This window comes from Lysinibacillus sp. CNPSo 3705, assembly GCF_028674935.1.
Classification (GTDB): Bacteria; Bacillota; Bacilli; order Bacillales_A; family Planococcaceae; genus Lysinibacillus.
The window spans coordinates 30,999-56,059 of the sequence record NZ_JAQZSD010000029.1; the positions used below are offsets into that span (position 1 = coordinate 30,999).

21 protein-coding genes, 2 pseudogenes and 1 other annotated feature are annotated in these 25,061 nt (G+C 36.1%); of the genes and pseudogenes, 9 read left to right on the forward strand and 14 right to left on the reverse strand.

Translation table 11 applies throughout. The features are described from left to right. Positions 1–31: 31 nt before the first annotated feature. From PVA17_RS13575 to PVA17_RS13600, 6 genes and pseudogenes are all read right to left on the reverse strand, one after another. A complete protein-coding gene (locus PVA17_RS13575; RefSeq protein ID WP_132362399.1) occupies positions 32–484 on the reverse strand; it encodes an NUDIX hydrolase in 453 nt (150 codons plus the stop codon). Between the two features lie 284 nt (positions 485–768). Beyond that, positions 769–1,321: pseudogene (locus PVA17_RS13580) on the reverse strand (GNAT family N-acetyltransferase). Positions 1,322–1,752: 431 nt separating this feature from the next. After that, entirely contained in the window at positions 1,753–2,952 is a 1,200-nt protein-coding gene (locus PVA17_RS13585; RefSeq protein WP_274067996.1) for an MFS transporter, read from the reverse strand. Between the two features lie 71 nt (positions 2,953–3,023). Then, entirely contained in the window at positions 3,024–3,551 is a 528-nt protein-coding gene (locus tag PVA17_RS13590) for a TetR/AcrR family transcriptional regulator (RefSeq protein WP_274067997.1), read from the reverse strand. Between the two features lie 374 nt (positions 3,552–3,925). Continuing rightward, positions 3,926–5,125 (reverse strand): AI-2E family transporter, encoded by a 1,200-nt coding sequence (locus PVA17_RS13595; protein ID WP_274067998.1) that lies wholly within the window; start codon positions 5,123–5,125, stop codon positions 3,926–3,928. 64 nt (positions 5,126–5,189) lie between these two features. Continuing rightward, positions 5,190–6,140 (reverse strand): LCP family protein, encoded by a 951-nt coding sequence (locus PVA17_RS13600; protein WP_132362413.1) that lies wholly within the window; start codon positions 6,138–6,140, stop codon positions 5,190–5,192. 176 nt (positions 6,141–6,316) lie between these two features. Here PVA17_RS13600 and msrA point away from each other — a divergent pair, with 176 nt between their 5' ends. Together msrA and PVA17_RS13610 are read left to right on the forward strand one after the other, a co-directional pair. After that, positions 6,317–6,838 carry a peptide-methionine (S)-S-oxide reductase MsrA gene (gene msrA / locus PVA17_RS13605; protein ID WP_132362415.1) on the forward strand — a complete coding sequence of 174 codons (522 nt, stop codon included), beginning with the start codon at positions 6,317–6,319 and terminating at the stop codon, positions 6,836–6,838. Between the two features lie 973 nt (positions 6,839–7,811). Then, positions 7,812–7,896 (forward strand): annotated as a pseudogene (locus tag PVA17_RS13610) (VOC family protein); the annotation flags it as partial. Between the two features lie 150 nt (positions 7,897–8,046). Here PVA17_RS13610 and recQ read toward each other — a convergent pair. Both recQ and PVA17_RS13620 read right to left on the reverse strand, forming a co-directional pair. Continuing rightward, on the reverse strand, positions 8,047–9,816 hold the full coding sequence (gene recQ, locus PVA17_RS13615) for a DNA helicase RecQ (protein WP_274067999.1): 1,770 nt from the start codon (positions 9,814–9,816) through the stop codon (positions 8,047–8,049). Between the two features lie 8 nt (positions 9,817–9,824). Beyond that, positions 9,825–10,952, reverse strand: a complete 1,128-nt coding sequence (locus PVA17_RS13620; RefSeq protein ID WP_274068000.1) for a TcaA NTF2-like domain-containing protein — start codon at positions 10,950–10,952, stop codon at positions 9,825–9,827. 466 nt (positions 10,953–11,418) lie between these two features. On the opposite strand from PVA17_RS13620, the gene PVA17_RS13625 reads away from it, so the two are divergent. After that, positions 11,419–11,967: a MarR family winged helix-turn-helix transcriptional regulator gene (locus tag PVA17_RS13625; RefSeq protein WP_274068001.1), complete on the forward strand. Its 549-nt coding sequence runs from the start codon at positions 11,419–11,421 to the stop codon at positions 11,965–11,967. A 3-nt stretch (positions 11,968–11,970) separates the two neighbouring features. Further along, positions 11,971–12,969, forward strand: a complete 999-nt coding sequence (locus PVA17_RS13630) for an alpha/beta fold hydrolase (RefSeq protein WP_274068002.1) — start codon at positions 11,971–11,973, stop codon at positions 12,967–12,969. A gap of 73 nt (positions 12,970–13,042) precedes the next feature. Here PVA17_RS13630 and PVA17_RS13635 read toward each other — a convergent pair whose 3' ends face one another. From PVA17_RS13635 to PVA17_RS13645, 3 genes are all read right to left on the reverse strand, one after another. Further along, the gene (locus PVA17_RS13635; RefSeq protein ID WP_274068003.1) at positions 13,043–14,215 is read right to left on the reverse strand and encodes an MFS transporter; all 1,173 of its coding nucleotides are present in this window, start codon (positions 14,213–14,215) and stop codon (positions 13,043–13,045) included. Positions 14,216–14,376: 161 nt separating this feature from the next. Further along, complete coding sequence (gene argS, locus PVA17_RS13640) at positions 14,377–16,056, reverse strand: arginine--tRNA ligase (RefSeq protein WP_483308023.1); 1,680 nt, start codon at positions 16,054–16,056, stop codon at positions 14,377–14,379. 34 nt (positions 16,057–16,090) lie between these two features. After that, positions 16,091–16,311: a binding site (T-box leader), on the reverse strand. Between the two features lie 305 nt (positions 16,312–16,616). After that, positions 16,617–17,426 carry a hypothetical protein gene (locus PVA17_RS13645; protein WP_274068004.1) on the reverse strand — a complete coding sequence of 270 codons (810 nt, stop codon included), beginning with the start codon at positions 17,424–17,426 and terminating at the stop codon, positions 16,617–16,619. Positions 17,427–17,627: 201 nt separating this feature from the next. On the opposite strand from PVA17_RS13645, the gene PVA17_RS13650 reads away from it, so the two are divergent. The 3 genes from PVA17_RS13650 to PVA17_RS13660 are packed head-to-tail and all read left to right on the forward strand — an operon-like array spanning position 17,628 to position 19,783. Beyond that, the gene (locus PVA17_RS13650; protein ID WP_132362427.1) at positions 17,628–18,179 is read left to right on the forward strand and encodes a sigma-70 family RNA polymerase sigma factor; all 552 of its coding nucleotides are present in this window, start codon (positions 17,628–17,630) and stop codon (positions 18,177–18,179) included. Then, a complete protein-coding gene (locus PVA17_RS13655; RefSeq protein ID WP_132362429.1) occupies positions 18,160–18,555 on the forward strand; it encodes a helix-turn-helix transcriptional regulator in 396 nt (131 codons plus the stop codon). The genes PVA17_RS13650 and PVA17_RS13655 overlap by 20 nt, the downstream gene beginning before the upstream one ends. Further along, a complete protein-coding gene (locus PVA17_RS13660; RefSeq protein ID WP_274068005.1) occupies positions 18,542–19,783 on the forward strand; it encodes an FtsW/RodA/SpoVE family cell cycle protein in 1,242 nt (413 codons plus the stop codon). The genes PVA17_RS13655 and PVA17_RS13660 overlap by 14 nt, the downstream gene beginning before the upstream one ends. A 163-nt stretch (positions 19,784–19,946) precedes the next feature. On the opposite strand, the gene PVA17_RS13665 is transcribed toward PVA17_RS13660, so the two are convergent. Beyond that, positions 19,947–20,213, reverse strand: coding sequence for a hypothetical protein (locus PVA17_RS13665; RefSeq protein ID WP_132362433.1), 267 nt, complete (start codon positions 20,211–20,213; stop codon positions 19,947–19,949). A gap of 399 nt (positions 20,214–20,612) precedes the next feature. Here PVA17_RS13665 and PVA17_RS13670 point away from each other — a divergent pair, with 399 nt between their 5' ends. Next, positions 20,613–22,217 (forward strand): ABC-F family ATP-binding cassette domain-containing protein, encoded by a 1,605-nt coding sequence (locus PVA17_RS13670; RefSeq protein ID WP_100541926.1) that lies wholly within the window; start codon positions 20,613–20,615, stop codon positions 22,215–22,217. A gap of 81 nt (positions 22,218–22,298) precedes the next feature. Here PVA17_RS13670 and PVA17_RS13675 read toward each other — a convergent pair whose 3' ends face one another. After that, positions 22,299–23,633, reverse strand: coding sequence for an MFS transporter (locus PVA17_RS13675; protein WP_274068011.1), 1,335 nt, complete (start codon positions 23,631–23,633; stop codon positions 22,299–22,301). A 534-nt stretch (positions 23,634–24,167) separates the two neighbouring features. Here PVA17_RS13675 and PVA17_RS13680 point away from each other — a divergent pair. Further along, entirely contained in the window at positions 24,168–24,791 is a 624-nt protein-coding gene (locus PVA17_RS13680) for a TetR/AcrR family transcriptional regulator (protein WP_274068006.1), read from the forward strand. A gap of 79 nt (positions 24,792–24,870) precedes the next feature. Here PVA17_RS13680 and PVA17_RS13685 read toward each other — a convergent pair whose 3' ends face one another. After that, positions 24,871–25,035 carry a hypothetical protein gene (locus tag PVA17_RS13685; RefSeq protein ID WP_274068007.1) on the reverse strand — a complete coding sequence of 55 codons (165 nt, stop codon included), beginning with the start codon at positions 25,033–25,035 and terminating at the stop codon, positions 24,871–24,873. Positions 25,036–25,061: the final 26 nt, after the last annotated feature.

Here is a 25,061-nt window from a genome sequence, read left to right on the forward strand (position 1 = left end):
CTTCTAACTTTATTGGTTAGAAGGGCTTTTTCTATCTATAGTTTACGATATAATCCTCAAGGATCGGTCTATCAGGAGGACTAATATTTTTAGGTAAATCATCAAAATCGTAGAATTGTAGCATTGTTGCCTCATTTGGATCATGAACAAGGAGACCACTATATTCTTTACATTCAAATGCTGTAACAACGATATAAACTTCATCACCATGCGGATATTGATAATAAAAATCTTGTCCGGAATACGTGTTGATTAATTGTAGACTTTTAGCAGTTAGTCCTGTTTCCTCAAATAATTCTCGATGAGCAACTTGCTCTAATGTTTCCCCTAGCTCCATTGAACCCCCAATTAACCCCCAACATCCGTTATCTTTCCGAAGCTGCATTAAAACCTGTTGACGATGATTAATGACTAATACGCAAGCACCACACATAATTATGGGGCTAGTTCCAACTACTTTGCGCAAATCCTTAATATAGCCCATAAAACCCTCCATTTTTTTGAATTTTGTAAAACGCTCTTATTCATTAAAACTGTCTGGGACTTTTACAGATTTATAGTCTCCAGTCTACTTTTGTGTTGATTCATTTAAATTTTTAAAGCCCTTATCTATATATTCAAGTAGATCTTGAAAATTGGCTTTCTGTAATATCAAGACGTTGTTGTCATTAAAAAAATGCCATCTGCTTTCAATATTGATTCACGAAACTGTTTTGTGGCTGTTAAATAAAGAAGGAACCTACATTTTTTCGAGTCCCCATTTTCTATTTATGCCCTTGTTAGACTAAAGAACTCGTGTTTAAGAATACTCATTCTTAAACGATCAACAAATTCTCCATTCCTTCGTCTGTCTTGTCTTAATATACCTTCTTCAATATAGCCAATTCTCTTATAAGACTTAATCGCCTTTTCATTATCAACTTCTACTCTAAGCCATATTTTGTTAAGGTTTAATTCATTAAAGCCCCATAAAAGCATTTCTTTCATTGCGGATAATCCATAGCCTTTACCCCAATAGGTTTTGTCACCTAAAGCTACCCCTAATTCTGCGTGTTTGTTGAGATTATCGATATTCTTCAAATCTATCCAACCTATATGTATGCCTTCTTCTGTAACGATGGCTTTTTGTTCATATCCATTTGTTTTAGTCATACACATTTTAATCCACCTTTTTGTTTCTTCTCTACTAAAAGGTGGATATTTCTCTGGCATATTTAAATGCTTTAATTACTTCTTGATCAAGACACCATTGATAACGGTCTTCAACATCATTAAAAGTTAATTCTCTTAAATACACTTTTGGTAGTTCAGTTGTTTTCATTCTCTTTCCCCTCTGATATTATTCTTCTAAGTGGAAAATTTTGATAAATCGAGTTTATCATAGGTTCCAATTATTGAGAATAAGCAACTTTCAACAATTTGAAAAATATAGTTGAATTAGAGTATGGGATTAATCCATCAGACAAAATAAGGATACGCAACAGAGGCAGTAAAGAAATTATAGAATTTCTGAATGCTCAGCTGATAATTGCTCATCAACTGAATAAAATGGGAGTGGTCGATAAATGTTATAAATGGCAAATTAGCAAAGGATCTTTTCGTATAAACAACCAAAGACGTACTAATTATAGTACGTCTTCCATTTAATTCATTTATTTTTGAGAAATGATCCTTTAGAAAACAGTCTAAATTTTTGTAGCAAAAGCGTGTCAAACTTGTTGGTTTCATCTTTTTAACTATCGACACTTTTGTTCAATTACTTTTTTTCTCCGTCGCATAATAAACCATCGCAATGGTCGGTAAAGCTATTCCAATCAATATTGCTGCTTTCCAGCCACCCATAGCGTATGCCCATGCTCCTATCGCAGAGCCTATAGCGCCGCCACCAAAAAATATGGCCATATATAAACCATTTAGTCGGCTTCGAAACTCGGCACCCAATGAGAAAATAGCGCGTTGACCAAGAACTAGATTAGCAGAAACCCCCATATCTAAAAGAATGGCCGAAACTACCAAAGTTACTAAAGCAAACGTCGAGCCGCTTTGAATCATAAGGGGTAACATTACAGAAATGATAACTAAAGCTAAAGCTAATCCAGTAGCTGGTCTAACCCAACCTTTATCAGCAAGACGGCCAGCTACAGGTGCAGCGACGGCCCCAGATACCCCGACCAATGCGAACAGCGCAACTTCTTTTTGTGAAAAATGAAAAATTGGACTTGTTAATAACATAGGAACAGTTGTCCAGAATAAACTAAAAGTTCCGAACACACAAAAGTGATAGAATGCTCTACGTTGCAGTACTGGTGTCGTTTTGAGTAACTGCAACATCGATTTCAGCAGTGTTGGATATTGTGTTGTTGTCATCGGCTGCCTTGTCGGAAGTAACTTTACTAATAGAAGTGCCAGAACAAAAATTATTGCTGCGGAAAAGACGAATATAGCCCGCCAGCCCATAAACTCCGTCATAACACTTGATATTGGACGAGCTAGCATGATACCAAGCAACAAGCCGCTCATAACATTACCCACATTACGGCCGCGTGTGGCTTCGGGCGAAAGATGAGCTGCATACGGTACTAGTACTTGAGCAGCGACTGAGCCTAATCCGATAAACAGTGAAGTTACAAGAAATAACGTAGCACTTTTAACTACAGCAGCAATCGCCAACACGACTGCAGTGAAAAGCAATAACGTAACAACAAGTTTTCGGTTTTCAAGGATATCTCCCAGAGGAACGATAAATAACAATCCGATTCCGTAACCAATTTGAGTCAGCGTGACGATAAGGCCCGCTGCGCCAGAAGATAATCCGAGTGTAGAACTGATAGGTCCTACTAAAGGCTGCGCATAATAAAGATTAGCAACAATCACGCCACAAGCTATGGCAAGAATGAGTATAATCCACGATGAAGCTGGTTTCTCTATTTTTGATTTTGTGATTGAACTCATAGAAAACTCTCCCTCAGTTTTTTTGGGTCTCAATTCCGGAATGATCATTCCAGTAATCGCAAAAAAATTATTTATAGCATCTCAATTACTGTATTCATCATGTCATAAATAATTTTTTTGTTGTTTTTCACCTTGGATACTACTTTGATACTATGATTTAGATTAAGCAATAAATGTGATAAAGCCTTAATATCTTTCTCTGCGTCGATTTCTCCCGTCTGCTGCCCTTTACTTAATAGTTCATAGAAAGCCTGTTCTAATTCCTCAAAGCTGTCTCGTATCAAATTGCTTAGTTGTTCATCCGGTGAATCCAAGCCAATGCTTGCTTTTGTAAGCAAGCATCCTTTCGGCAAATCATCATCAAATGCAGAAGAAATATGCCAATCAAAATACTGCTGTATTCCGACTTTCGCAGATGGCGCATTTACCAAGAGGTTGCGTTTATTTTGATTGAATTTTTTGTATTGGTGTATTGCCTCAATATAAAGTGTCTGTTTGTCCGTAAAAGTTTCGTACAAACTTGATCTGCTTAATTCCATAGCTTTTAACAAATCCGGTATACTTGTTGCATCGTACCCTTTTTCCCAAAATACTAACATTGCCTTATGGAGTACACGCTCCTTGTCAAACTCTTTTGAACGTCCGATGGTAAATTCCTCCTTTCAATAAGAATACTATAATATTTCCGGAACGATTAGTCCAGTATTATTTTTTCGACTCAATACTACGGGCGATCAAAATCTTCTCCGCTTGCCTTACCGACATATATGCGGTGAGCTTATAACCTTCAGAATTATAAAAACATTTATGAACGGCAGGGGTTGTTCCACCCTACCGTTTGTATAAGCCGACTTATGATTATATTGATAAAATTACATTGATGTAATTGCTAAAGCTAATCGCAATAAATCCAACTTTTAATATAACCATATAAAAAAAATAGCTACTGCACGTTCGCAGTAGCTGTCTCTTTTTACACATCATATTTTTGATGTATTTCATCCTCGTATCGATTGTAACGATGTTTAAATAGCTTAAATAAGTGTGTCACAAGCACTTTAATAATAGCATAGCCTGGAATACCTAAAATAACACCCGGTACACCAAACAAAGAACCAGCCGTTAATAACACGAAAATAATAGTTATTGGATGGATACTAAGTGATTTACCCATAATTTGCGGAGAAATGAATTTCCCTTCTATCAACTGTACGACCGTCCACACTATGGCTAGCTTAATAAGCATGAATGGTGATGTTACAAGAGCAATAATGACCGCTGGTGTAATGGCGATAACTGGACCTAAGTATGGAACAACGCTCGTAATCATAGCAAGGAACCCTAGCAATAAAGCATATTTCATACCGATAATTAAAAAGCCAATTGTCACCATGGCACCTATGCACATTGACACTAAAATTTGCCCTTGAATATAGGAACTTATTTGCTTGTCCATGTCATGGAAAATTTCGTGTACTTCTTTACGCATACGTGGCGGGCATATTTTTAAAATAAAGTTTGGTAGTTTTTCGCCATCTTTAAGTAAGTAAAATAAAATAAATGGCACCGTTACTAATGACAGAACAATTCCTGTTAAGGCTGAAACAAAGCCAGTAATACCAGAAGCCACGCCTTGCGCTAAATTAGCAGCCGTATCTTTTACTGTCTCCACCATATCCGTAGTAAAATTTTTCACCATTGCATCATAGTTTAAATTAATTTTATCTAGGTACTCGTTAATACGTGCATTGTTCAGGAAATCAGCAATATTTTGTGTAAACGCCATAAAATATCCTGGGAATTCCTGCGCTAAATTAGTAAACTGATCTCGTAAAAACGGATAGACAAGTACTACTAATAACGTAATAATACCAATCAAAATGATGTATAGAAGAAAGATACCCCAAACTCTTGGGATACGCCATCTTTCGAATAGCCCTACGATTGGGCGTAATAAATAATACCCAATAATGGCAAGTACCCCCGGTAGAATAACTACCTCAAATAAAACTTTAAGCGGGGTAAATATAAAGGAAACTTTTTGGAACATAAAAATAACGCATGCTAGCAATAATAAAATTATCAGTGTAAAAAATAAGTTTTTACCACCTAAAAAGCGAATGAACTTCGTTGAAAAGAAATTCGAACGCTCTTTTGGTCTTTCTTTCTCCATCTACTCACCCCAATACAAATCCTATATCCATATAGTACAGGATAATGTTGGATTTTGCGAAAAATCACTCTAGGGAAATGCCTAAAAAATTACGTAAAAATTCTTTATTTTTCTCTACATTAATAACAATTGAATCACCGACACCACTAAAGCTTTTGAAACTATAACTACCTTCAATTGGAATAGTCGCTTTTTCAATTTTGACTTTACCTTTCGACACCATTTTCAGCACTTGTTGAATCTCTCCTGAAGATGAATAATCGGTTGTGACATAACCTTGTGCTGCACCAACGAATTTTGGTAAGTTCAACATATTTTGAGGTGATAAAACTTCATTCTTTAACGCTTCGATAACCTTTTGCTGACGTTCTACCCGACCAAAATCTCCTTTTTCATCGTGTCGGAATCGGGCAAAACCAAGTAATTCTTTACCGTTTAAGTTATGCACACCTTGTTTTAATGAAACCCCAATTTTTTCAGACATATCCTTGTCTACATTCATTTCAACTCCATTTGGCGCTAAAATATCTACAAGAGATTCAAAATTTTTAAAATCAATAATTGCATAATGATTAATCGGCAGGCCAAACATATTACCGATCGTATCCTTTAATAATTGGACACCGCCTAAATAGTAAGCCGTATTAAGCTTATAGGATTTATAACCTGGAATATCTGCATAAATATCTCGCATTAATGACACAAGCTTCACATCATTTGTTTTCTTATTCCAAGATAATACCATCATTGTATCTGTACGTGATTTTTCTTCACCACGTGTATCGATTCCTAATAATAAATAATTTTCAACATCGCCTTTTACTGCATCACCTTTAAAATCCTCTTGGGCTACCTTTGTATCACTTGCCATTTCTAGTCCACTGCGGTATTGCATAACGGAATAACCTACAATAACAATGATACAAAGTAATAGCAATGTGAACAATGCTCTCCCTTTACGCAAGCGACGTTTTTTTGGACGTTGTGAGCGTCTTGTATAATCTTGCTCTTCCATAACTGTTAACTCCTCTATTTTTTATAGTTAATGTAACGATTCCATATAAAGAAAGGTTCATTTTATATTATATAATGAATCCTAACAACAACTATTTATAGGTTATTTTACACCCTATTTGCCAGTTATGAACAAAATAATGCTATAATATTTTCACGAAAGAAAGGATGATGTACATGATTGAGAAAGCTACGTTTGCTGGCGGTTGTTTTTGGTGTATGGTAAAGCCATTTGTTGAGTGGGATGGTATACATAAGGTCACTTCGGGCTACATGGGTGGCCATTTAGACAACCCTACTTATGAGGATGTCAAAAAAGGTACTTCTGGCCATTTAGAAGTCGTCGAAATTGAATTCGACCCTAACATTTTTAGTTATGAGCAGCTCCTTGATATTTACTGGATGCAAATCGACCCAACGGATGCGTATGGTCAATTCCATGACCGTGGTGAATCATACACAACGGCAATCTTTACATATTCAGAAGAGCAAAAGCACATTGCAGAAGCTTCCAAGGAAAAACTAGCAGCAAGTGGTCGCTTTGATAAACCTATTGTAACCACAATTCGCGATGCCAAGCCCTTCTACCCTGCAGAAGATTATCATCAAGACTATTATAAAAAAGAGTCGGAGCATTATCAAAATGATCGAGCACTTTCTGGTCGAGATCAGTTCATCAATAAGCATTGGGAGAAATAGCCCACTTTAATCATTTAGTTCGATAGACGATTCACTACCTTGACTCAATATAACCGCTTTTATTCATTTCTAATTAGATGAAGATCTCAAGCTAAAAAAGTCGAATTCTCGTACGCGAAAAATTCGACTTTTTTACATTAATGCCCGTAAAACATATGATTAAAAGCTTCTGATCTTTCTATAACGTGTATAAAAAATAATAAATAGCCAATACTATTTAAGATTTCACTTCAAATCCAATGACAAGGAGGGTTAACCCGATGAGTGGGGCTGACCGGTAACTCAGAAGGACCATCAAAGCTGAATAAAGCTAAAGCACAGTTGTCTTAAAAAATTTTAAGATGAATGCGGAAGCGAGGCAGTGTGTCATGGAGCACTATAAGTAAGTGAGAATCAGCCCGGAATAATAATTATTCCGGGTTATTTTTTTGTTTAATCACCTCTTTATACTTTATATTGTGTCGTCCCTCATGTTACTTTTGGTTGCTGCCGCTACGCTTTCACACAAAAATCTGCTGGCCTATACACAAAGCCGACCCTAGACCCGTTGTAGCGAAAAAGCGACAACTACAATTATGCCCAGTCAAAATACTCTCTCGATATATAGCCGTTTTCAATGGATTTTTTCATTTTTTAAATAACGTGTATAGAAAATAATAAACAGTTTATACTATTAAAGATTTCACTTCAAATCCAATGACAAGGAGGGTTAACCCGATGAGTGGGGCTGACCGGTAACTCAGAAGGACCATCAAAGCTGGATAAAGCTAAAGCACAGTTGTCTTAAAGAATTTTAAGATGAATGCGGAAGCGAGGCAGTGTGTCATGGAGCACTATAAGTAAGTGAGAATCAAGCCCGGAATAATTATTATTCCGGGTTATTTTTTTGTTTAATCACCTCATTAGCAATAAAAAATTAACATTTAAAGAAAGACAGGTGTTTGAGCCTTAGGATGAATATAAAGAACAATAAGTGATGTTGAATTTCCAAGTACATCATTTAACCGAGACTATTAACCATCTTGATCAAATTGGTGTACTCTCTTGAAAAGAAAAAATAAATCAGCAAATTCTGAAAGTTAATTTGGATTAAGGATCCTGATGGTCGACTAATCGGAGCTTTGCGAAAAATAGCGGTTGTCATACTTTGTAAAATAAAAAGGAGGTGCAAAATTCTTTTGAATTAAGCACTTCCCTTTCTTCCTATATCATGTTGTTTTCAAAAAAGAGTGAAGAGCATCGAAGAAACGCTTCCCATATTTTTTGAATTTTACTTCACCAATCCCACTAACATATCGTAAATCTTCTAGTTCCGTCGGTTTTTTGTCACATAAATCACGCAATGTTTTATCAGAGAACACAACAAATGGTGGTACTTGTTCCTCATCCGCAATCTCTTTACGTAATAATCGTAAATGTTCAAATAACGGATCATTGTCAACAAGCTTACGAACAGTAACAGCTTCTTTTCGCATGACCTGTCGATTCCCGAGTAGAACTTCTTTGCCTTCCTCTGATACATAAATAGTTGGAAAAGTGCCATGTTTAACGGCAAGTACACCCTCAGCAATTAAAAACTCAATAAAGGTTGAGACATCCTTTGAGGAATATTGTCCTTTTAAAATGCCATAGGTAGACAGCCTTGCAAAGCCAAATTCCGAGACCTTTTGATTTTTGGAGCCAATTAACACTTGGGCTACCATCGTCTTACCAAATTTTTGCCCCATCCTTACAACACATGCTAATACCTTTTGTGCATCTACCGTTACATCTTTGACTTCTCGCCCATCATTACAATTACTACAACGACTACAAGGTGCCCCTGCTTTCTCGGCAAAATACGTTAAGATGGCATTTTGTAAGCAGCCTTCCGTATGACAATAATCAACCATCGTTTGTAGCTTCGCTAATTCCTGTGCAATGCGTGTTTCATCCTGCGTCTGTTCAATTAAAAAGCGCTGTGTTTGAACATCACCTGATGCATAAAGCAAAATACAGGCACTTGGCAAGCCATCACGTCCTGCTCGTCCCGCTTCCTGATAATAGCTCTCCATATTGCGTGGCATTTGATAATGAATAACAAAGCGTACATTACTCTTATCAATACCCATTCCAAATGCATTGGTCGCTACCATAATGCGTGCCTCGTCTTTTAAAAAGCGCTCCTGCTCAGACATACGCTTGTCCTCTGATAGGCCCGCATGGTATTTTGCCACAGCTTCGCCCGAGCGACTTAAAAGCTCATAGATTGCGTCTACAGCCTTTCGTGTAGCTGCATAAATAATGCCTGCTTCATTTTTATTTTTCACTAAATAGTTTTTAATATAACGCTCTTTGTTTTCACCAATTAACACCGAGAAAGATAAATTGTCGCGTGAAAAGCCGGTAATCACCGTCGATTGCTCATCAATCCCTAATAATTGTCTAATATCGTCACATACAGCCGGTGTAGCTGTTGCTGTAAGTGCTAAGACAGTTGGCTTTTGCGGCCATAATGTAAATAATTTTTGGATTGCTCGGTAACTTGGTCTAAAATCATGCCCCCACTGAGAAATACAGTGTGCTTCATCCACTGCAAGTAAAGGTACTGATAAATTCGATAATACCTGTAAAAATGTTGCACTCTCTAATCGCTCAGGTGCTATATAAAGAAGCTTTAAATAACCTGCACTCGCTAGCTGCATTGTTTCGTTCACTTCTTGCACGGTTAAAGTACTATTTATATACGCGGCCGGAATATTTGCAGCACGTAATGCTTCTACCTGATCTTGCATAAGAGAAATTAACGGAGATATGACGACTGTAAGGCCATCTAGCATGAGTGCCGGAATTTGATAGCAAATTGATTTACCTCCGCCAGTTGGCATCACACAAAGACTTGATTGACCTCGTAATGTTTGTTCAATAATTGGTTCTTGTCCATTGCGAAATGAATCATAGCCAAAATGATGTTGTAGCATTTGTCTTGCTTGCTCCATCCAACTTTTCACTCCTCTGTTGTTAGGCGAATAAGCTTATACTCGCCCTGTTCATTTTTATTTATTTCATATACCATCATAGAGTTCGCAAATGCCTCTTGACCAGCAGAATTTGTTAGTACATATTCTATATTGGCACGAATAACGATAGTTTGGCCCTTTATGCTGATGTTTTTAATCGATGTATTGTAAAAACGAATTTTCGCTTGTTTAGTTGCGTAATGCGCTACCATATTATCCAGCGTGCTTTGTAAATCGTCTGAACCTACAAAAGGCTTCATGACACTAGCATCATGATTTTCAACAGCCGCTTTTAAATGCTTATAAAATGTATCTAAAAAAAGTTTTACTTCATCGGCATTATAAACAAAAATATTTTTCCCGTATTGATCAATAGCTTGCTGGACTGCTTCTTTATCGCCTTGTTCAATATATGGATTTAAGTTTTTGGATTGGGTTAGTCGATCACTTGTCTTCATAGTACCTGAGATCCATTCATCCAATAACTGTACAATATCTTTATAGGGTAATATAAACGGCTGTGATCCACCGTTTTGCTGGCGTTTAAAATAGATGCCCACAAGTTCACCATTCTCTGCTTCTAGAACCGGGCTCCCAATAAGTGTATTTTGTTTTGCATCTATGTAATAAGCTGCTACGCTGTCACTATATTTTTTAATGATGTATGGTAAGCTATCAACATAAACAGCTAACTGATTCAATTCACCTTTATAGACGTTCGGCACCTTTACCGATGCGTTATATGGTACTTCTAAAATGGCTATATTATAAGCGGTAGATATATAGTGCACCTCGGCTTCCATCAGTTTATCATTATTAAATTGCACGAGCGCAACTGGCTTGGAAGCGACGAGCGCACCATTTGTCAAAATATAGAGCTTCGTGTCTTCTTTTTTAATAATGACTCCTGCACCGATTCCGTTCTCCCCAACTACTTTTACTTCTGGTACAATTTTTTCTTGCTGCTTCGTCACAGCCTTTTCCGATTTTACATCGGTCTTTTCAGTATGAAACACCTCTGTTAATGTTTCATTTTCACAGCCCGTTAATAATAAAGCTGTTGCTCCAAGAATGAGCATTTTTTTCCGCATACATTCACCAAAACTTTCTATCAAATCTGCCTCCGCAAAGGCACGATGTTGGTCACTTTAGCATTCAAGTTCAAAGCCTAAGTTCCGCTATCTTAGTAGCGGTTATTTGTAAACCCGCAACAATAACCTCACCCTGCACCCACTTATCACCAATAGTGGTGATGACTTTTAGAGCTAAATGCCAGTTAAACATCTTTCTTTACTATCATAAACAAGGTTACAAAACGTTTCAAGTTTACATAATAATATTATTTAAGGATATTTGTTATAAGAATATTGCTCTTACCTTTTATTCATTCCGTTATACCTATAAAAAACATCTCTTTTTTACATTTGCTATGAAAAATGGCTTATAATTTGCGCTTAAAATGTTATTAATAAAAGAAGTCTTCTTACTAATATGACCGTTCATAAATTTTATAGACAATATATTGTCCATTTTATTATGATGAATTTAGACAATATATTGTCTAAAAGAAAGGACTTCTTTATGAACAATGACTTATTTCTAATGCAACAAATATATTCAGCCCTCTTTTCTGTTGGCAATAAAATTCAAGTACAATCCGATCAATATTTAGAAAAACTAACATCTAGACAATTTATGGTTATTTTAGCTATTGCCCATTTACCTGAAGATCAAGCATCGTTCAACAATATTGCAAGAAAACTAGGAACGACTAAACAGAATGTAAAACAGCTAGTCACTACTATGAAAAATAAAGGCTATGTCGAAATTGCCCCTAGTCAGCATGATAAACGTGCGGTCAACACGACGATTACTACGTTTGGTAAACAAGTAGCGTTAGAGGCAGGAGAAAAAGGAACATATTTTTTAGCGGATCTTTTTAAAAATTTTTCTACTAATGAGCTCGAAACAATGTGGACGCTATTAAAGAAGTTATTTAGTTTTGATGGCGAAGAACAAGATGGTTTTGAAGAGCACAGTAACTTGACAATGGATGAAAATCAAATGGACGTTCAGCTACAGGTTTTAAAGGAGTTTGAAAGACGAAGAAATCATATAAAGGGAGAATGAGAAATGAACAATAAATTCGAGAAGTTAATTAATAGTGAAGAATATGTCTCGGTTAACGGTGTAAATCATTATTTATTTCATTCAGGTACTAATTATGATAACCCAGTATTGCTTTATTTACATGGTGGTCCTGGTAGTGTTGAATCTCTTTTTGCCCATGCTTTCCAATATAAAATAGAAGAAACGTTTACGATTGTACATTGGGATCAGCGTGGTGCTGGAAAAACGCTTACTAAAAACCCCGATAAGTACCCTTCAATTGATGTCATGCTAGAAGATTTATATGGAATTATTCAATATTTAAAGCAGAAATATAATAAAGAAAAGATTGTTTTACTCGGAAGGTCTTGGGGCACTATTTTAGGAAGTATATATATCAAGCTATATCCTGAAGATATTGCTTATTATATTGGCGTGGCACAAGTTGTCTCCCTTCTTGAAAATGAGCGTGTTGCTTATGCAAAAATGAAGGAACAAATAGTAAAGGCAAATGATAAAAAAGCTTTAAAAAAGCTTGAAGCTATAGGAACTTATCCAGGAGAAAAAATAATATTTGATCGTGAGTTTTTAAAGAAATGTAGGAAAATCCGAAAACTTCAAGGGCTATATGGTTTAGCTGTGAAGAGTGATCTTCCTGTTTTTATATCAGCGTTTAAAAGTCCTATTTTTAAGTTATCGGATCTTTTCGCATTTTCGAAAGGACTAAAAGCAAATAGCAAAATCCATGAATTTTTAGGAGACTTTGACCTGGCGGCAGACTCCTCAGATTATAAAATTCCCATTTATTTCATTTTAGGTGGGGATGACTGGCAGGCTCCCTACGTTATTGCCGAAGAATACTTTAGTAAAATTAATGCTCCCCATAAAAAATTATTTATCATTCCAAATGCCGGTCATAGAATTATGATGGACCAAACCAACTTGTTCTCAGAAACATTACTTCAGATATATAACAATGAACATTGTACGGAGGCGTCTAGATCTTATAAAAGTTCATCATAAAAATGTGAACTAAAAGCCGATTATGGAGCTTTTTAAAAAAAGACATGCTCGTACATTTAAGCATGCCTTCCCATTATTTTTTCTTAAGCATAAATGTAGTAGTAATTATGCCAATCATTAATAGTAAAAAAATTAAATAGGTAAATGTATGGTTTCCAGTCACATCATAGCAATAGCCGATTAGTATTGGGATAATGGAGCTTATCATAAAGCCTCCTGAAAGCACCATAGATGACCAGCTATTTGCCTCCTCGTCATTTCTTGCCTCATCCAGTGGTAGCAATAAACCAATTGGAAATAAGCCGCTTAATACGATACCTATTATGAAAACGGCAATCCATAACAAAGTCCCTGAGCCTAACCATAGCAACACAAAGCCAATCACGCCTAAGCCCCCTAAAGAAAAGAGCCAACCGATTCGACTGAACCATTTTTCCATTAGTATAGGAACCAAAATATTTCCAACCATTTGTACAATAGACATAAAAGTTAGCATAGAGCTTGCTGCGACAAGAGAAAAGCCCTTATCCTGTAATATCGGTGCTAGCCAAGACATTATTGAGAAGAACAAAGATGTTTGTATCCCAAAGTAAATTAAAATGGTCCAAGCACGTGCATTTTTCCAAGGATTTCGTGCTGCATTTTGTGTCAATACACCTGTCTCTACCCGCTCTTGATTTTGTATTGCTAGTAACCATATACAAAGAGCAATAATTGCAAGTATTGCCCAACTACCAAGCGCCATTGTCCAGCTCTCATGAAAATGATTAAAAAATGTTATGGTTAGTGCCGCACTCAATGTTGCCCCTGTTCCTATTCCAAATGAATAAACACCTACCACGGTTGTAAAACGATTCGGGAATTTTTTCTTTATATAGGCATTTAACATGGGTCCAATAAGTGCAATGGCAAATCCTGCAGCAAAGCTTGTGACTACAAGTAGTATATAACTTTCTTTTAAAAAGCGTAGCCCATTTGCAAATGCCAGGATCATTATTAAAAGCGTAATAGCTGTTTTTGTTCCGAGTTTCCTTTGAATAGGTACCGCAAATGGTGCAAAGAGACCCATACAAAACACCGGAATAGATGTTAAAAAGCTCATTTTTGTATTTGATATATGGAGTGATTCCAAAAGTACATTAAATAGTGGTCCTATCCCTGTGACTGCCGGGCGCATATTGAGCGCAACGAAGAAAATACTAACAACCACAAGTACCATAGAAACACGCCATTGCTTGTTCTCCATACTTTCTAAATACCTTCTCTCTATTGATACGGTTAAAAATTCAACAAAATTTGTTAGACCTTAGAATTCTCACTATTTCCTTTTACCATTTTTTCTAGTATCGGTCAATTTAATGGTAATATTAGGAAAAAAATATAAGACATAACGGCAGCTTACGATACTTACATTTTTTTTGGCGCTGCAATGCCCAATAATGCTAACGATTCTTTTAAAACAATGGCTACACAATGACAAAATGCTAATCGTGATGTTCTCTGGCTGTCATCAACCAATATTTTATTTTGAGCATAATATTTATTAAATACACGCGCTAATTGTAAGGCATATTTAGCAATTTGTGATGGATCTGCTTGCTCAAAAGCGTTGACAATTACATTCGGAAACTGTTCCAGTAGTAACACAACTGGCCATGCTTGCTCCCCTAATGCTTCAAACGATACTTCGTAACTATGTTTATTTGCTTTTTCCAAAAGAGTTGAGATACGGGCATACGTATATTGTATATAAGGCCCTGTTTCACCTTCAAAATGCATCATTTGCTCAATCGAAAAGTCAATATCATGAAGACGATCATTCTTTAAATCATTAAAAATAACCGCTCCTACACCAACCTGACGTGCAATGTTCTCTTTATCCACTAGATTTGGATTTTTTTCCTCAATATTTCGCTTCGCCGTAGCTATCGCTTCTTTTAGTACTTCTACTAATAGAACAATCTTTCCTTTACGCGTCGACATTTTTTTACCGTCTTTTAGAATCATCCCAAAAGATACATGCTGTAAGTCTTTTGCCCAATCGTATCCCATCTTCTCAATTACGTTAAATAGTTGTTTAAAATGAAGAGATTGTTCGTTCCCTACAACATAAAATATTTTTTTAGGATCATATTGTTGTTTACGATAAAAAGCAGCTGCTAAATCACGTGTAGCATAGAGCGTAGCACCGTCTGTTTTAGTGATTAAGCATGGAGGCATATTGTCTATTTCAACGACATACGCACCATCTGATTGCACAAGTAGATCTTTTTCTTTCAATTCTTTAACAACAGCAGTCATTTTGTCATTGTAGAACGCTTCCCCAGCGAAAGAATCAAAGTTTATCCCAAGCAATTGATAAATGGTTTTGAATTCTTCGAGTGATGCATCTCTAAACCATTGCCAAAGAGCTAAAGCCTCTCCATCACCATCTTCTAATGCTTTAAATGCGGCACGCCCCTGTTCATTGAGTGTTACATCTTGCTCCGCTTCTTCGTGGAACTTTATATATATTTTTAACAGTTCCTCTATTGGAGCAGCTTCAATTATTTTTTGATCGCCCCATTTTCGATAGGCAACGATTAACTTACCAAACTGTGTACCCCAGTCACCTATATGATTTATACGAATTGCTTGATAGCCATTTTTCTCAGCAATATTCGCCAAAGCATTCCCGATCACTGTTGAGCGTAAATGGCCCATGGAAAAAGGCTTCGCTATATTTGGGGAAGAAAAGTCTAAAACTACATTCCCTTTTGACTCCTGATGAGTCCCGTATAAATTTTCTTCTTTTACTATTTGGCAAAGTACTTGATGTGTAATCGTTGGCTGATGGTAAAATATATTGACATAGCCACCTACTACTTGAACTTCTTGTATTAAATTACAGCTTAAATTGTGTTTTATGTCGGATGCGATACTGTTTGGAGATTTTCTTAATTTTTTTGCCAGTGTAAAGCACGGGAATGCTACATCTCCTAAGCCCAAATTTTTCGGTCTTTCTAGTAGATCTTGAATGTCATTAACAGATAACTCATTATTTAATGCCACAGCGATACTTTTCGCAATTTGTGTATGCATATTCATTCTCCTCTCAATAAAAAAAGCCCCCATCTCTAAATATAGAGACGAGAGCATAGTTATCCCGTGGTACCACTCTAGTTGCCATATAAATATGACCACTTTCCATTGTTAACGAGGTGACTCCCCGATATTCTCTACTACTCATTCGAGAACCTTCTCCAAAGTGCGTTTCATTTATGGCTGCTGCATTAGGCTCACACCATCCCTAATTCGCTTTCCAGTAGCTCCATAAACTACTCTCTTTTTCATCGAATTTGACTGTAATTTCAAAATATTCTACACGAGCTACTAATTATTGTCAACAGTCTTTTCGGAAATATCAAGAAGTAAATGTATGTTTACCTTAAAAATGTTCTGCTGAATAATTAACAATAACACTTTTTTTAGCTCGCCAAACATTTCGCACCTTATTTTTCTTGATGTCATAGTACGAGAGTACGCTCTCCTTAGGTATTTCCAAAATACTATAACCCTTTTTTTCATCAATAAAACTAGATAAGAAATAAAACCCTTCTTTTTTTTCATCGAATTTAACAGAGCGAATTTTTGAATAAATATTACTACTATCTAGTAAGTGCTTTACTTTTTTTTGTTTTGATATCTATTTCAACAACATGCGAAATAGGACTGTCTATAGCTTCATCATAGCTGATAATTACAGAGTTAGCATCTGGTGCCAATGATGCGCCACTAATAAATCTTTCTACATCGGCTATATGTTTCTTTTTTTGTCCTTCCATATCATAAATATCTAAACTGTATTTGGTCGGTTGTAATTTCGTTTGATTTTTATTAACCTCGTCAAGTTTTTTCTGATCTTCGTCCTCGGAGAAAGAAACCACAATTAATTGATTATTGTTCGGGTTATAATTAAAATCTAAAACACTGCTATCCTTGTTGTCTTCGTCCCATATTTGTATTTTCTGCGTATCAAGATTATAGGTAGCCATATGAAAATTTTTAAGTTCATCTCTTAATAGCACTCTCATAAAGATAATTCTTTGCGCTTTGTCTATTTGGATAAAGTCAACGTTATGAAATACAGTGGTTAATTGTTTCATTTGATTCGTGTTTAGGTCATTTTCAAATAATTGTATTGTATGATCTGAAATGCCATCAGCAAAATACAATATATTAGTACGTTCAGAATAAGCGAAAGCAGTAAAATCCGTCGTTTCCTTACTAAATAGTACTTTACTTTTATTTTGACTCTGATCAAAATGATAGAATGTAAACTTCAAACTTTTAGGATCAAACACATTGATATAAAGTTTAGATTCTGAGGGAATATGATCATCAATTGAAAATATTTTTTTACTAAAGACAATGCAAATCATTACGGTAATTATCAAAATTAATGTAAGTCTCTTCAAGATCCCCTCCCTTTCTACTATAAAGTTGCTATTTCGCCCTACTATTTAATGTACCCCTCATCCTTACCTGCTAGAACTCTTCCTAAAGGTTATTTAGCTTACGAGTACTCACAACACATTTACACTTCTTTTTATATAATAAAAGTAAAACCAGTATTATTTGGCAATCGTCTAATAAATGAACACGTAAGGAGGTACGATATGGAGGAAACAATAACAGCAAGCGGTTTATCACGAGATCAGGTGATTGAGGAGTTAATGTCCAATTATGGCCAAGCGATTCTGCAGCTTGTTTATACATATGTACATGATACTGCTCTTGCTGAAGATTTGACGCAAGAGATTTTTATCAAGTGCTATAAGACTCTCTCAACATATCAGGGGCATGCCAGTTTGAAAACTTGGTTATGGCGCATTGCTATTAATCATTCAAAGGACTATATAAAGAGCTGGTACAAGAAAAACGTCGATGTTATCGAAACGAATGTGTTAGAGGAAACGTTAGAAACGAGCGATTTGCTTGAGCAAGTTGTGAAAAATAGTGAGGACGAGGCGTTATTTGACTTAGTAATGGCACTCCCCGTTAAGTATCGTGAACTTATTTATTTTTATTATTTTGAGGACTATTCGATCCAGGAAATTTCTAGCCTTTTATCATTGAATAACAATACGGTGAAAACAAGACTTCGTAAGGCACGTTCCTTGTTACAAAAAGCGTTAGGAGGGAATCCATTTGACGGAAACACGTTTTAAACAAGCTATGAAAAACCAATTTAAAAAGATGCAATTTACAGAGACGCATAAGGAAGCTGTGCGCAAAGGCATTCATGAGGAACTTTCGGATCAGGTGCTGTTACCAATACTACAAACGATGCGCTCAGGTTATGAGATTACGCAACTTCTATATACAAAAAACAAAGAGATAGTTAGTTTAAATGAAGGGATCATCTATGCTTCGCTGCATCGCCTTGAACAGCAACAACTCATCATAAGTGAATGGTACGGGAACGAAAAGCGATATATTCTTTCACGTAAAGGCGTTAAAGTCCTGACAAAGCTTAACAAAGAAACAGACAAGCTCCCTTCACTTCAGCTATTACTGAAGGAGGTACGCTATGCGAACGATTAAAGAATTTATTCAACAAGTAAAGGGTCATATCCGGAACAAGGAGGCACATGAAGCTGTTGAAAAGGAGTTAACCTATCATTTAGCGAAGTCAAAACAGGCTTGGCAGGAAAAGGGCTATAACGATGCCGTTGCGGAACAACAGGCTGTAAATGAAATGGGTAATGCGACAAATCTCGGCGTCTCACTCAATCAGATTCATCAGCCGAAAATCGATTGGCTACTCGTTGTTCCATTTGTGCTGGCAGCGATGTGTAGCTTTTTACCGCTCCTACCAGCTGAGCTCTCGTTACGACATTTTATCATGCGTAATGTCGTCATTGTTATTGGTGGAATTGCTGTGACAATTTTCTTAACGCGACTCGATTTCCGCAAGCTAGAGCGCTATTCCACGCATATGTATGTACTAGGATGTCTCGTATTTCTTATTATCTTAAATGGTAATCAAATGATGAATGATGTGATCTTTTTTCAGGCAGGTCCCCTTGAACTTAAAGGTTGGATGACATTGCCTCTCTTTTTAATAGCATTTGCTGGATTTTTTGCTAAACAAAAAAAATCATTATGGTGGTTGCTCATTCTTTATTCTATCGGTGCATATTGCTACATACGATTGCCGGACTTTTCATTATTCTGTACGTACACGGTGATTGTTGCCATATTATTTTATGCGAGTAGCTTTTCTCGCAAACAAAAGCTAGCCTGTACCATAGCTTTTAGTTTCCTATTTGTTGCCTTAATAAGCTACTTAATGGTTGTGCCTTTAGCCCCCTATAACTTCTCGCTGGCTCGAATGAAGACTATATATACACCAGGTTTAGAAGATAATGGTGTATCCTATATTTCAAACGTGATGAAGAACCTCACATGGTTTGGCAACAGCAAGGTAATATGGGAGATTGAGGCACATACTAATTATGTATTACTGACGATTTTACAAACGTATGGAATTATTGCAGGAGTAGCCGTTGTATGTCTTCTTGGCTTCATCATTTTCCGTATAGCATACACACTAGCCTCCATTCATAACGAATACGGTCGTTTATTAATTGTAGGTGGCCTTGCCTATGTCACAACGCAAATTATATATCACATACTTATGCTTTTCGGACTTGTCCCCCTCATGTCAATGCCAATCCCATTCATTAGTTATGGTGTTTTTCCAATGCTACTTGGCAGCGTTGCTATCGGCTTGACGCTAAGTATTTATCGAAGAAAATCATATATTTAATGTTTTTAAGCAATTTAAAGTAACCTTTTACCAATCTATCTATAAAAGGTTACTTTATTTATAGAAAATTAATTGTCCCTTAACTATATGTCTCTTCATTATGTGAGAATTTATCAAAAAAATTACCCAATTACAGGTAGTTAAATTTCATTAAGTATCGATATTATTTAGGTAAATAAACAGGTTCTGTGTACATGAAAACTGATATAAATATGCCCACAGTTACTACAAACAAGGCAATTTTCTGTAATAATGAAAAGTCTCGGAATTTTTTATTTTGAAAAGCAAGATCAGCAATTATCGTTAATAGAAAAGCTACAAACAAAACCTCCAAAGCTCTATTAAGAAATGAAATATTGTATATAGCAATTGCTATAATTGCTATTAATGAAAAGATAAACTGCCTAAAATATTTGTTTCTTAATAGCATTTCATCACCTCCACATCCCCTTGTATTACCAAAAAAGTATTTACATTTGATATATATGCGAATAAAACTTTGAATATTTACCTTAAGAGGGAATCATGAGAAGTTTACTTTTATTGCTAGTATGATGGCAAATTTAATCAAAAGTAGGGATGAGGAAATAATGTAGTAAACTCATGCCCTTCTTACTAGAGAGGGCTTTCATTATTATTACGCGTTCGCGTTCTTTACCTTAGTGACGTTAAAATACATATAAAAGTAGCTGATTTGCATTTTCACACTCTCCTATTCCACTCAAACACCCGAGAACCAATAACACAAACGTTGATTTAATAATGTTTATAGACTATGGTACATATTTCATGATATACTAGTGCCATTGTGAAAAAAGGAGGAACTTGCATGATTCAAGTAAGTAATGTAGGTCTTCGCTATGGCGATCGTAAACTATTTGAAGACGTAAATATAAAATTCACACCGGGGAATTGCTACGGTTTAATCGGAGCAAATGGTGCTGGTAAATCAACATTTTTAAAAATTCTTTCTGGTGAAATTGAAGCACAAGAAGGTCACGTATCGATGGGTAAGGACGAACGTTTATCAGTCCTTAAACAAAACCACTTTGAATACGATGAATTTAATGTATTAGATACAGTTGTTATGGGGAACAAACGTCTTTGGGAAGTAAAATCTGAAAAAGACGCTATCTATGCAAAAGAAGACTTTTCTGATGAGGATGGCATGCGTGCTGCTGAATTAGAGGGTGAATTCGCTGACCTAAATGGTTGGGAAGCTGACTCAGAAGCAGCAACATTATTAAACGGATTAGGGATTGGCGACGAGCTTCACTATATGCTAATGGCTGACCTTGAAGGTTCTGACAAAGTAAAAGTATTATTAGCACAAGCTCTATTTGGTAAGCCAGACGTTCTACTACTAGATGAGCCTACCAACCACCTTGACTTAAAAGCAATCCAATGGTTAGAAGAATTCTTAATTAACTTTGAAAATACGGTTATTGTCGTTTCCCATGACCGTCACTTCTTAAACAAAGTATGTACACATATTGCTGACCTTGATTTCTCTAAAATCCAATTATATGTTGGTAACTATGACTTCTGGTATGAGTCTAGCCAACTAGCACAAAAAATGATGGCAGACCAAAACAAGAAGAAAGAAGAAAAGATTAAAGAGCTACAAGCATTCGTTGCTCGTTTCTCTGCGAACGCTTCAAAATCAAGCCAAGCCACTTCTCGTAAAAAAATGTTGGATAAAATCGAGCTAGACGACATTAAACCTTCTAGCCGAAAATATCCGTTCATCAACTTCCAAACTGGACGTGAAATCGGTAATGATGTGTTAACGGTGGAAGGCCTTACAGCAAGCAATGAAGGCGAAACACTATTTAAAGATATTCGCTTTTCAATGAACAAAGAGGATAAAATCATTTTACTTGGTAATCCAATGGCAAAAACGGCTCTTCTTGATATTCTAATGGACGAAAGAAAAGCAGATGCTGGTACATTCAAATGGGGCGTAACAACATCTCAAAGCTACTTTGAAAATGATCACGATAAATACTTCGAAGGTTCAGAGAAATCATTAGTGGAATGGTTACGCCAATATTCTCCTGATGATGAAACAGAAAGCTTCTTACGCGGCTTCTTAGGTCGTATGCTATTCTCTGGTGAAGAAGTAAAAAAATCTCCTTCCGTTTTATCAGGGGGCGAAAAAGTTCGTTGTATGCTATCAAAAATGATGCTTGCAACAGCAAACGTTATTTTACTGGATGAGCCAACGAACCACCTTGACCTTGAGTCAATCCAAGCATTAAACGAAGGACTTATGCGCTTCAAAGGTGCAATGCTCTTCACATCTCATGACCATCAGTTCATCCAAACAATTGCAAACCGTGTCATCGAAATCCGTGAAGACGGTACAATTTTAGATAAACTATTAACTTATGATGAATTCCTAGAGTGGAAAGATAGCCAAGGCTTAAACTAAAGAACAAAACAGGGTTCTCCTATTCAAAAAGGAGAACCCTGTTTTTTTAAATTCGCTTTTCTTGTCAAAGTATGATCACTATTACTTTGACGTGGTTGTCATTGCTACTTCCACTTGGGCATCTGACATGCGTTTATTTTCTTGTACTTTCTCGTCAGTTTCTTCATATTGAGTAATCATCCGTGTATCTGGTGAAAATACTGCAAGTAGCAGTGATAACAATAGCCCCGCCATCATTAAACCACCAAATAAATATGGTGATGCCCCATATTCTGTTGCTAAAGATGTCCATAGCATTGGTCCAAAACCGACGATTGCCGCAGCGATTTGATAGCCAAAGGATAGCCCCGTGTATCGAACATTCGCAGGGAATAATTCAGAGAAAAACGTACCTTGAGTCGCAAAAATGGCTGCCCAGACGACACCAAGTAAAATGATTTGCAATATAAAGAAATTAGTTGAATTAATTGGAATCATTACGAAATATGGAATTGCTAGTAGTAGCATTGTGATAAGGCCGCCAATATAAATTTTCTTTCGACCTATAAAATCTGAAAAATACCCAACAAGTGGAATTGTGACAATCATTGTTGCACAGCTTAACGTTAGAGCAAATAACGCGACATCCCTTGTATAGCCTATATACGTAGTTGCATACACCAATATAAACGACATTAAAAACACATTAAAGAATCCATCCCCTATTTTTAATCCAATAATGCGGAGAATATCTTTTTTGTTATATTTAAAAGCTTGGACAATTGGTAATTTAGCTAATTCGCCATTGTCTTTTTTACGTTTAAATTCTGGTGTTTCTTCAATCCCACTTCGAATCCAGATCGCCAGTACTATTAAAACTGCGCTAAATAGAAATGGTAAACGCCAACCCCAGGCCATAAATTGCGCTTCTGTCGTTAATGAAGAAATAAGTGTAAAACTAAATGTCCCTAACACTAAACCGATTGGAACACCTAGCTGTGGAATAGAACCAAAAAAGCCACGTACACCCTTTGTAGCTGATTCAGTAGCTAGTAACACGGCACCACCCCATTCACCACCAAGTGCAATCCCTTGAATAAGTCGCAAAATTACTAATAGCGTTGGCGCGAGTAACCCCACTTGTGCATACGTAGGTAATAAACCTATCAAAAAAGAACTACCGCCCATTCCTATTAACGTAAGCATAAGCGATGCTTTCCTTCCGACACGATCACCCATATGTCCAAAAATTAAACTACCAATTGGACGAGCTGCATATCCTGCTCCAAACGTAGCAAATGCAATTAAAATCGAGATTGCTGGATTAGTCGAAGGGAAAAAAAGTGTTGTAAAAACTAATCCCGTTGCAGTACCATACAAATAAAAATCGTACCATTCGATGACTGATCCTGCTAAACTTGCTAATAATATCTTCACATTTTTCAAAAAATCCCTTCTCTCTACAGTCAATTTTTTATGTCATTCGTTTTAACTAAAACTAACGTTACGTAAAACGTGTTTTTGAATTTTTCCGACAGATGTACGTGCCTTAAATTTTGCGAGGCGTTCTCGACATACGCTATCAAATCCTCTTCATAATGACGGCTGCTTCATATACTAATCGATGCTCTGTTAGTATACTCTTCACTTCTCGCTGCCACATTTTCACCTGAACGTTTAATCATATCCTTTATACGATCTACGAAATAAAAATAACTCTCTTCAAGCAATACGAGCGTTATCCCCAGTTAATTGGTTGTTGCTCTATTCTCTCCCTTCGTTCTATTCCAAATTAAATCCATGATATCCCCCTTCTTTAACTAGTTTCATAGACTATAGTCTGTATATTAATTGGCAAAACAATTATTTGTCAATGTTTTTTCTAATAATTCAGAAAACAAAGTCATTAGTTGAATACGTTATATGCTAAAGTTAAATAAACTATCTCGTGGAAATTAGGTGATAAAGAAGATGAAAAAGACGCGAAAACTGCAGGCTCAAGAAACGAAAAAACATATTTATTTAACAGCACTTAAATTGTTCGAAACGCAAGGCTTTGATCAAGTAACAGTTGATGAAATTGTGCAAAAAAGCAAAAGCTCAAAAGGTGCTTTTTATGGTCATTTCTCGTCTAAGTACGATATTTTCCTAGAAAAATTTAAAGAAATTGATCATTTTTACGAGGAATTTATAACTACACTGCCCACCAATCTTTGCTTCAAGGAAAAGGTTATCTCCTTAATTGATGCACAAATGAAATATTTAAAAGATGATTTAGGAATGGATTTAATGCGTTCTGTTTACAAAAGCGGCTTAATTGAAAACGACGAAAACTTCTTTTCCTATTCTGAACGAGAATTGTATAAAATTTTACACTCATTTATACAAAAAGCTATTAAAGATGGTGAATTATCTGTACAAATAAATGTTCAACAAACCGTCATTTATATTAGTCGTTGTATGCGAGGTTCCCTTTATGACTGGTTAGTCTTTGGTAGAGATTTTGACTTATTACAAGAAAGCAAAGACTTTATTGCAATATTTTTAGATGGTTTATTATTTAAAAAAGGGATATCCATTAAAGAGACAAGATAAGGATGGTCAAACAACATTTGATCAACAAAAATAGGCACTTCCTATCATAACTTAGCTAGAAGTGCCTTTTTTATAATTGTTACTGCCATTTTTTACTTTTGCATTTAAATGCCACCCTCCCCACCCTAGTGAGCAATGTCCTTACTTCGCTTTGCTCTAGCTTATCATCAGTTTTAGATGGTAATACTTGCAGAGTAGCTTGTGCTGACCACTCATGTAAAAAATCATCCACTTGGCGATACATTTAAACTCCACCCATTTTTTCTAAAT

Bases quoted from the DNA above. Each gene is read 5' to 3' on its own strand.
- PVA17_RS13650 (WP_132362427.1), top strand. From the start codon at position 17,628: ATGGAGGAAACAATAACAGCAAGCGGTTTATCACGAGATCAGGTGATT.
- recQ (WP_274067999.1), bottom strand. From the start codon at position 9,816: ATGGAGCAAGCAAGACAAATGCTACAACATCATTTTGGCTATGATTCA.
- argS (WP_483308023.1), bottom strand. From the start codon at position 16,056: ATGAATATGCATACACAAATTGCGAAAAGTATCGCTGTGGCATTAAAT.
- PVA17_RS13685 (WP_274068007.1), bottom strand. From the start codon at position 25,035: ATGTATCGCCAAGTGGATGATTTTTTACATGAGTGGTCAGCACAAGCT.
- PVA17_RS13630 (WP_274068002.1), top strand. From the start codon at position 11,971: ATGAACAATAAATTCGAGAAGTTAATTAATAGTGAAGAATATGTCTCG.
- PVA17_RS13670 (WP_100541926.1), top strand. From the start codon at position 20,613: ATGATTCAAGTAAGTAATGTAGGTCTTCGCTATGGCGATCGTAAACTA.
- PVA17_RS13660 (WP_274068005.1), top strand. From the start codon at position 18,542: ATGCGAACGATTAAAGAATTTATTCAACAAGTAAAGGGTCATATCCGG.
- PVA17_RS13585 (WP_274067996.1), bottom strand. From the start codon at position 2,952: ATGAGTTCAATCACAAAATCAAAAATAGAGAAACCAGCTTCATCGTGG.
- PVA17_RS13635 (WP_274068003.1), bottom strand. From the start codon at position 14,215: ATGGAGAACAAGCAATGGCGTGTTTCTATGGTACTTGTGGTTGTTAGT.
- PVA17_RS13575 (WP_132362399.1), bottom strand. From the start codon at position 484: ATGGGCTATATTAAGGATTTGCGCAAAGTAGTTGGAACTAGCCCCATA.
- PVA17_RS13600 (WP_132362413.1), bottom strand. From the start codon at position 6,140: ATGGAAGAGCAAGATTATACAAGACGCTCACAACGTCCAAAAAAACGT.
- PVA17_RS13590 (WP_274067997.1), bottom strand. From the start codon at position 3,551: ATGTTAGTATTTTGGGAAAAAGGGTACGATGCAACAAGTATACCGGAT.
- PVA17_RS13595 (WP_274067998.1), bottom strand. From the start codon at position 5,125: ATGGAGAAAGAAAGACCAAAAGAGCGTTCGAATTTCTTTTCAACGAAG.
- msrA (WP_132362415.1), top strand. From the start codon at position 6,317: ATGATTGAGAAAGCTACGTTTGCTGGCGGTTGTTTTTGGTGTATGGTA.
- PVA17_RS13665 (WP_132362433.1), bottom strand. From the start codon at position 20,213: ATGCTATTAAGAAACAAATATTTTAGGCAGTTTATCTTTTCATTAATA.
- PVA17_RS13680 (WP_274068006.1), top strand. From the start codon at position 24,168: ATGAAAAAGACGCGAAAACTGCAGGCTCAAGAAACGAAAAAACATATT.
- PVA17_RS13625 (WP_274068001.1), top strand. From the start codon at position 11,419: ATGAACAATGACTTATTTCTAATGCAACAAATATATTCAGCCCTCTTT.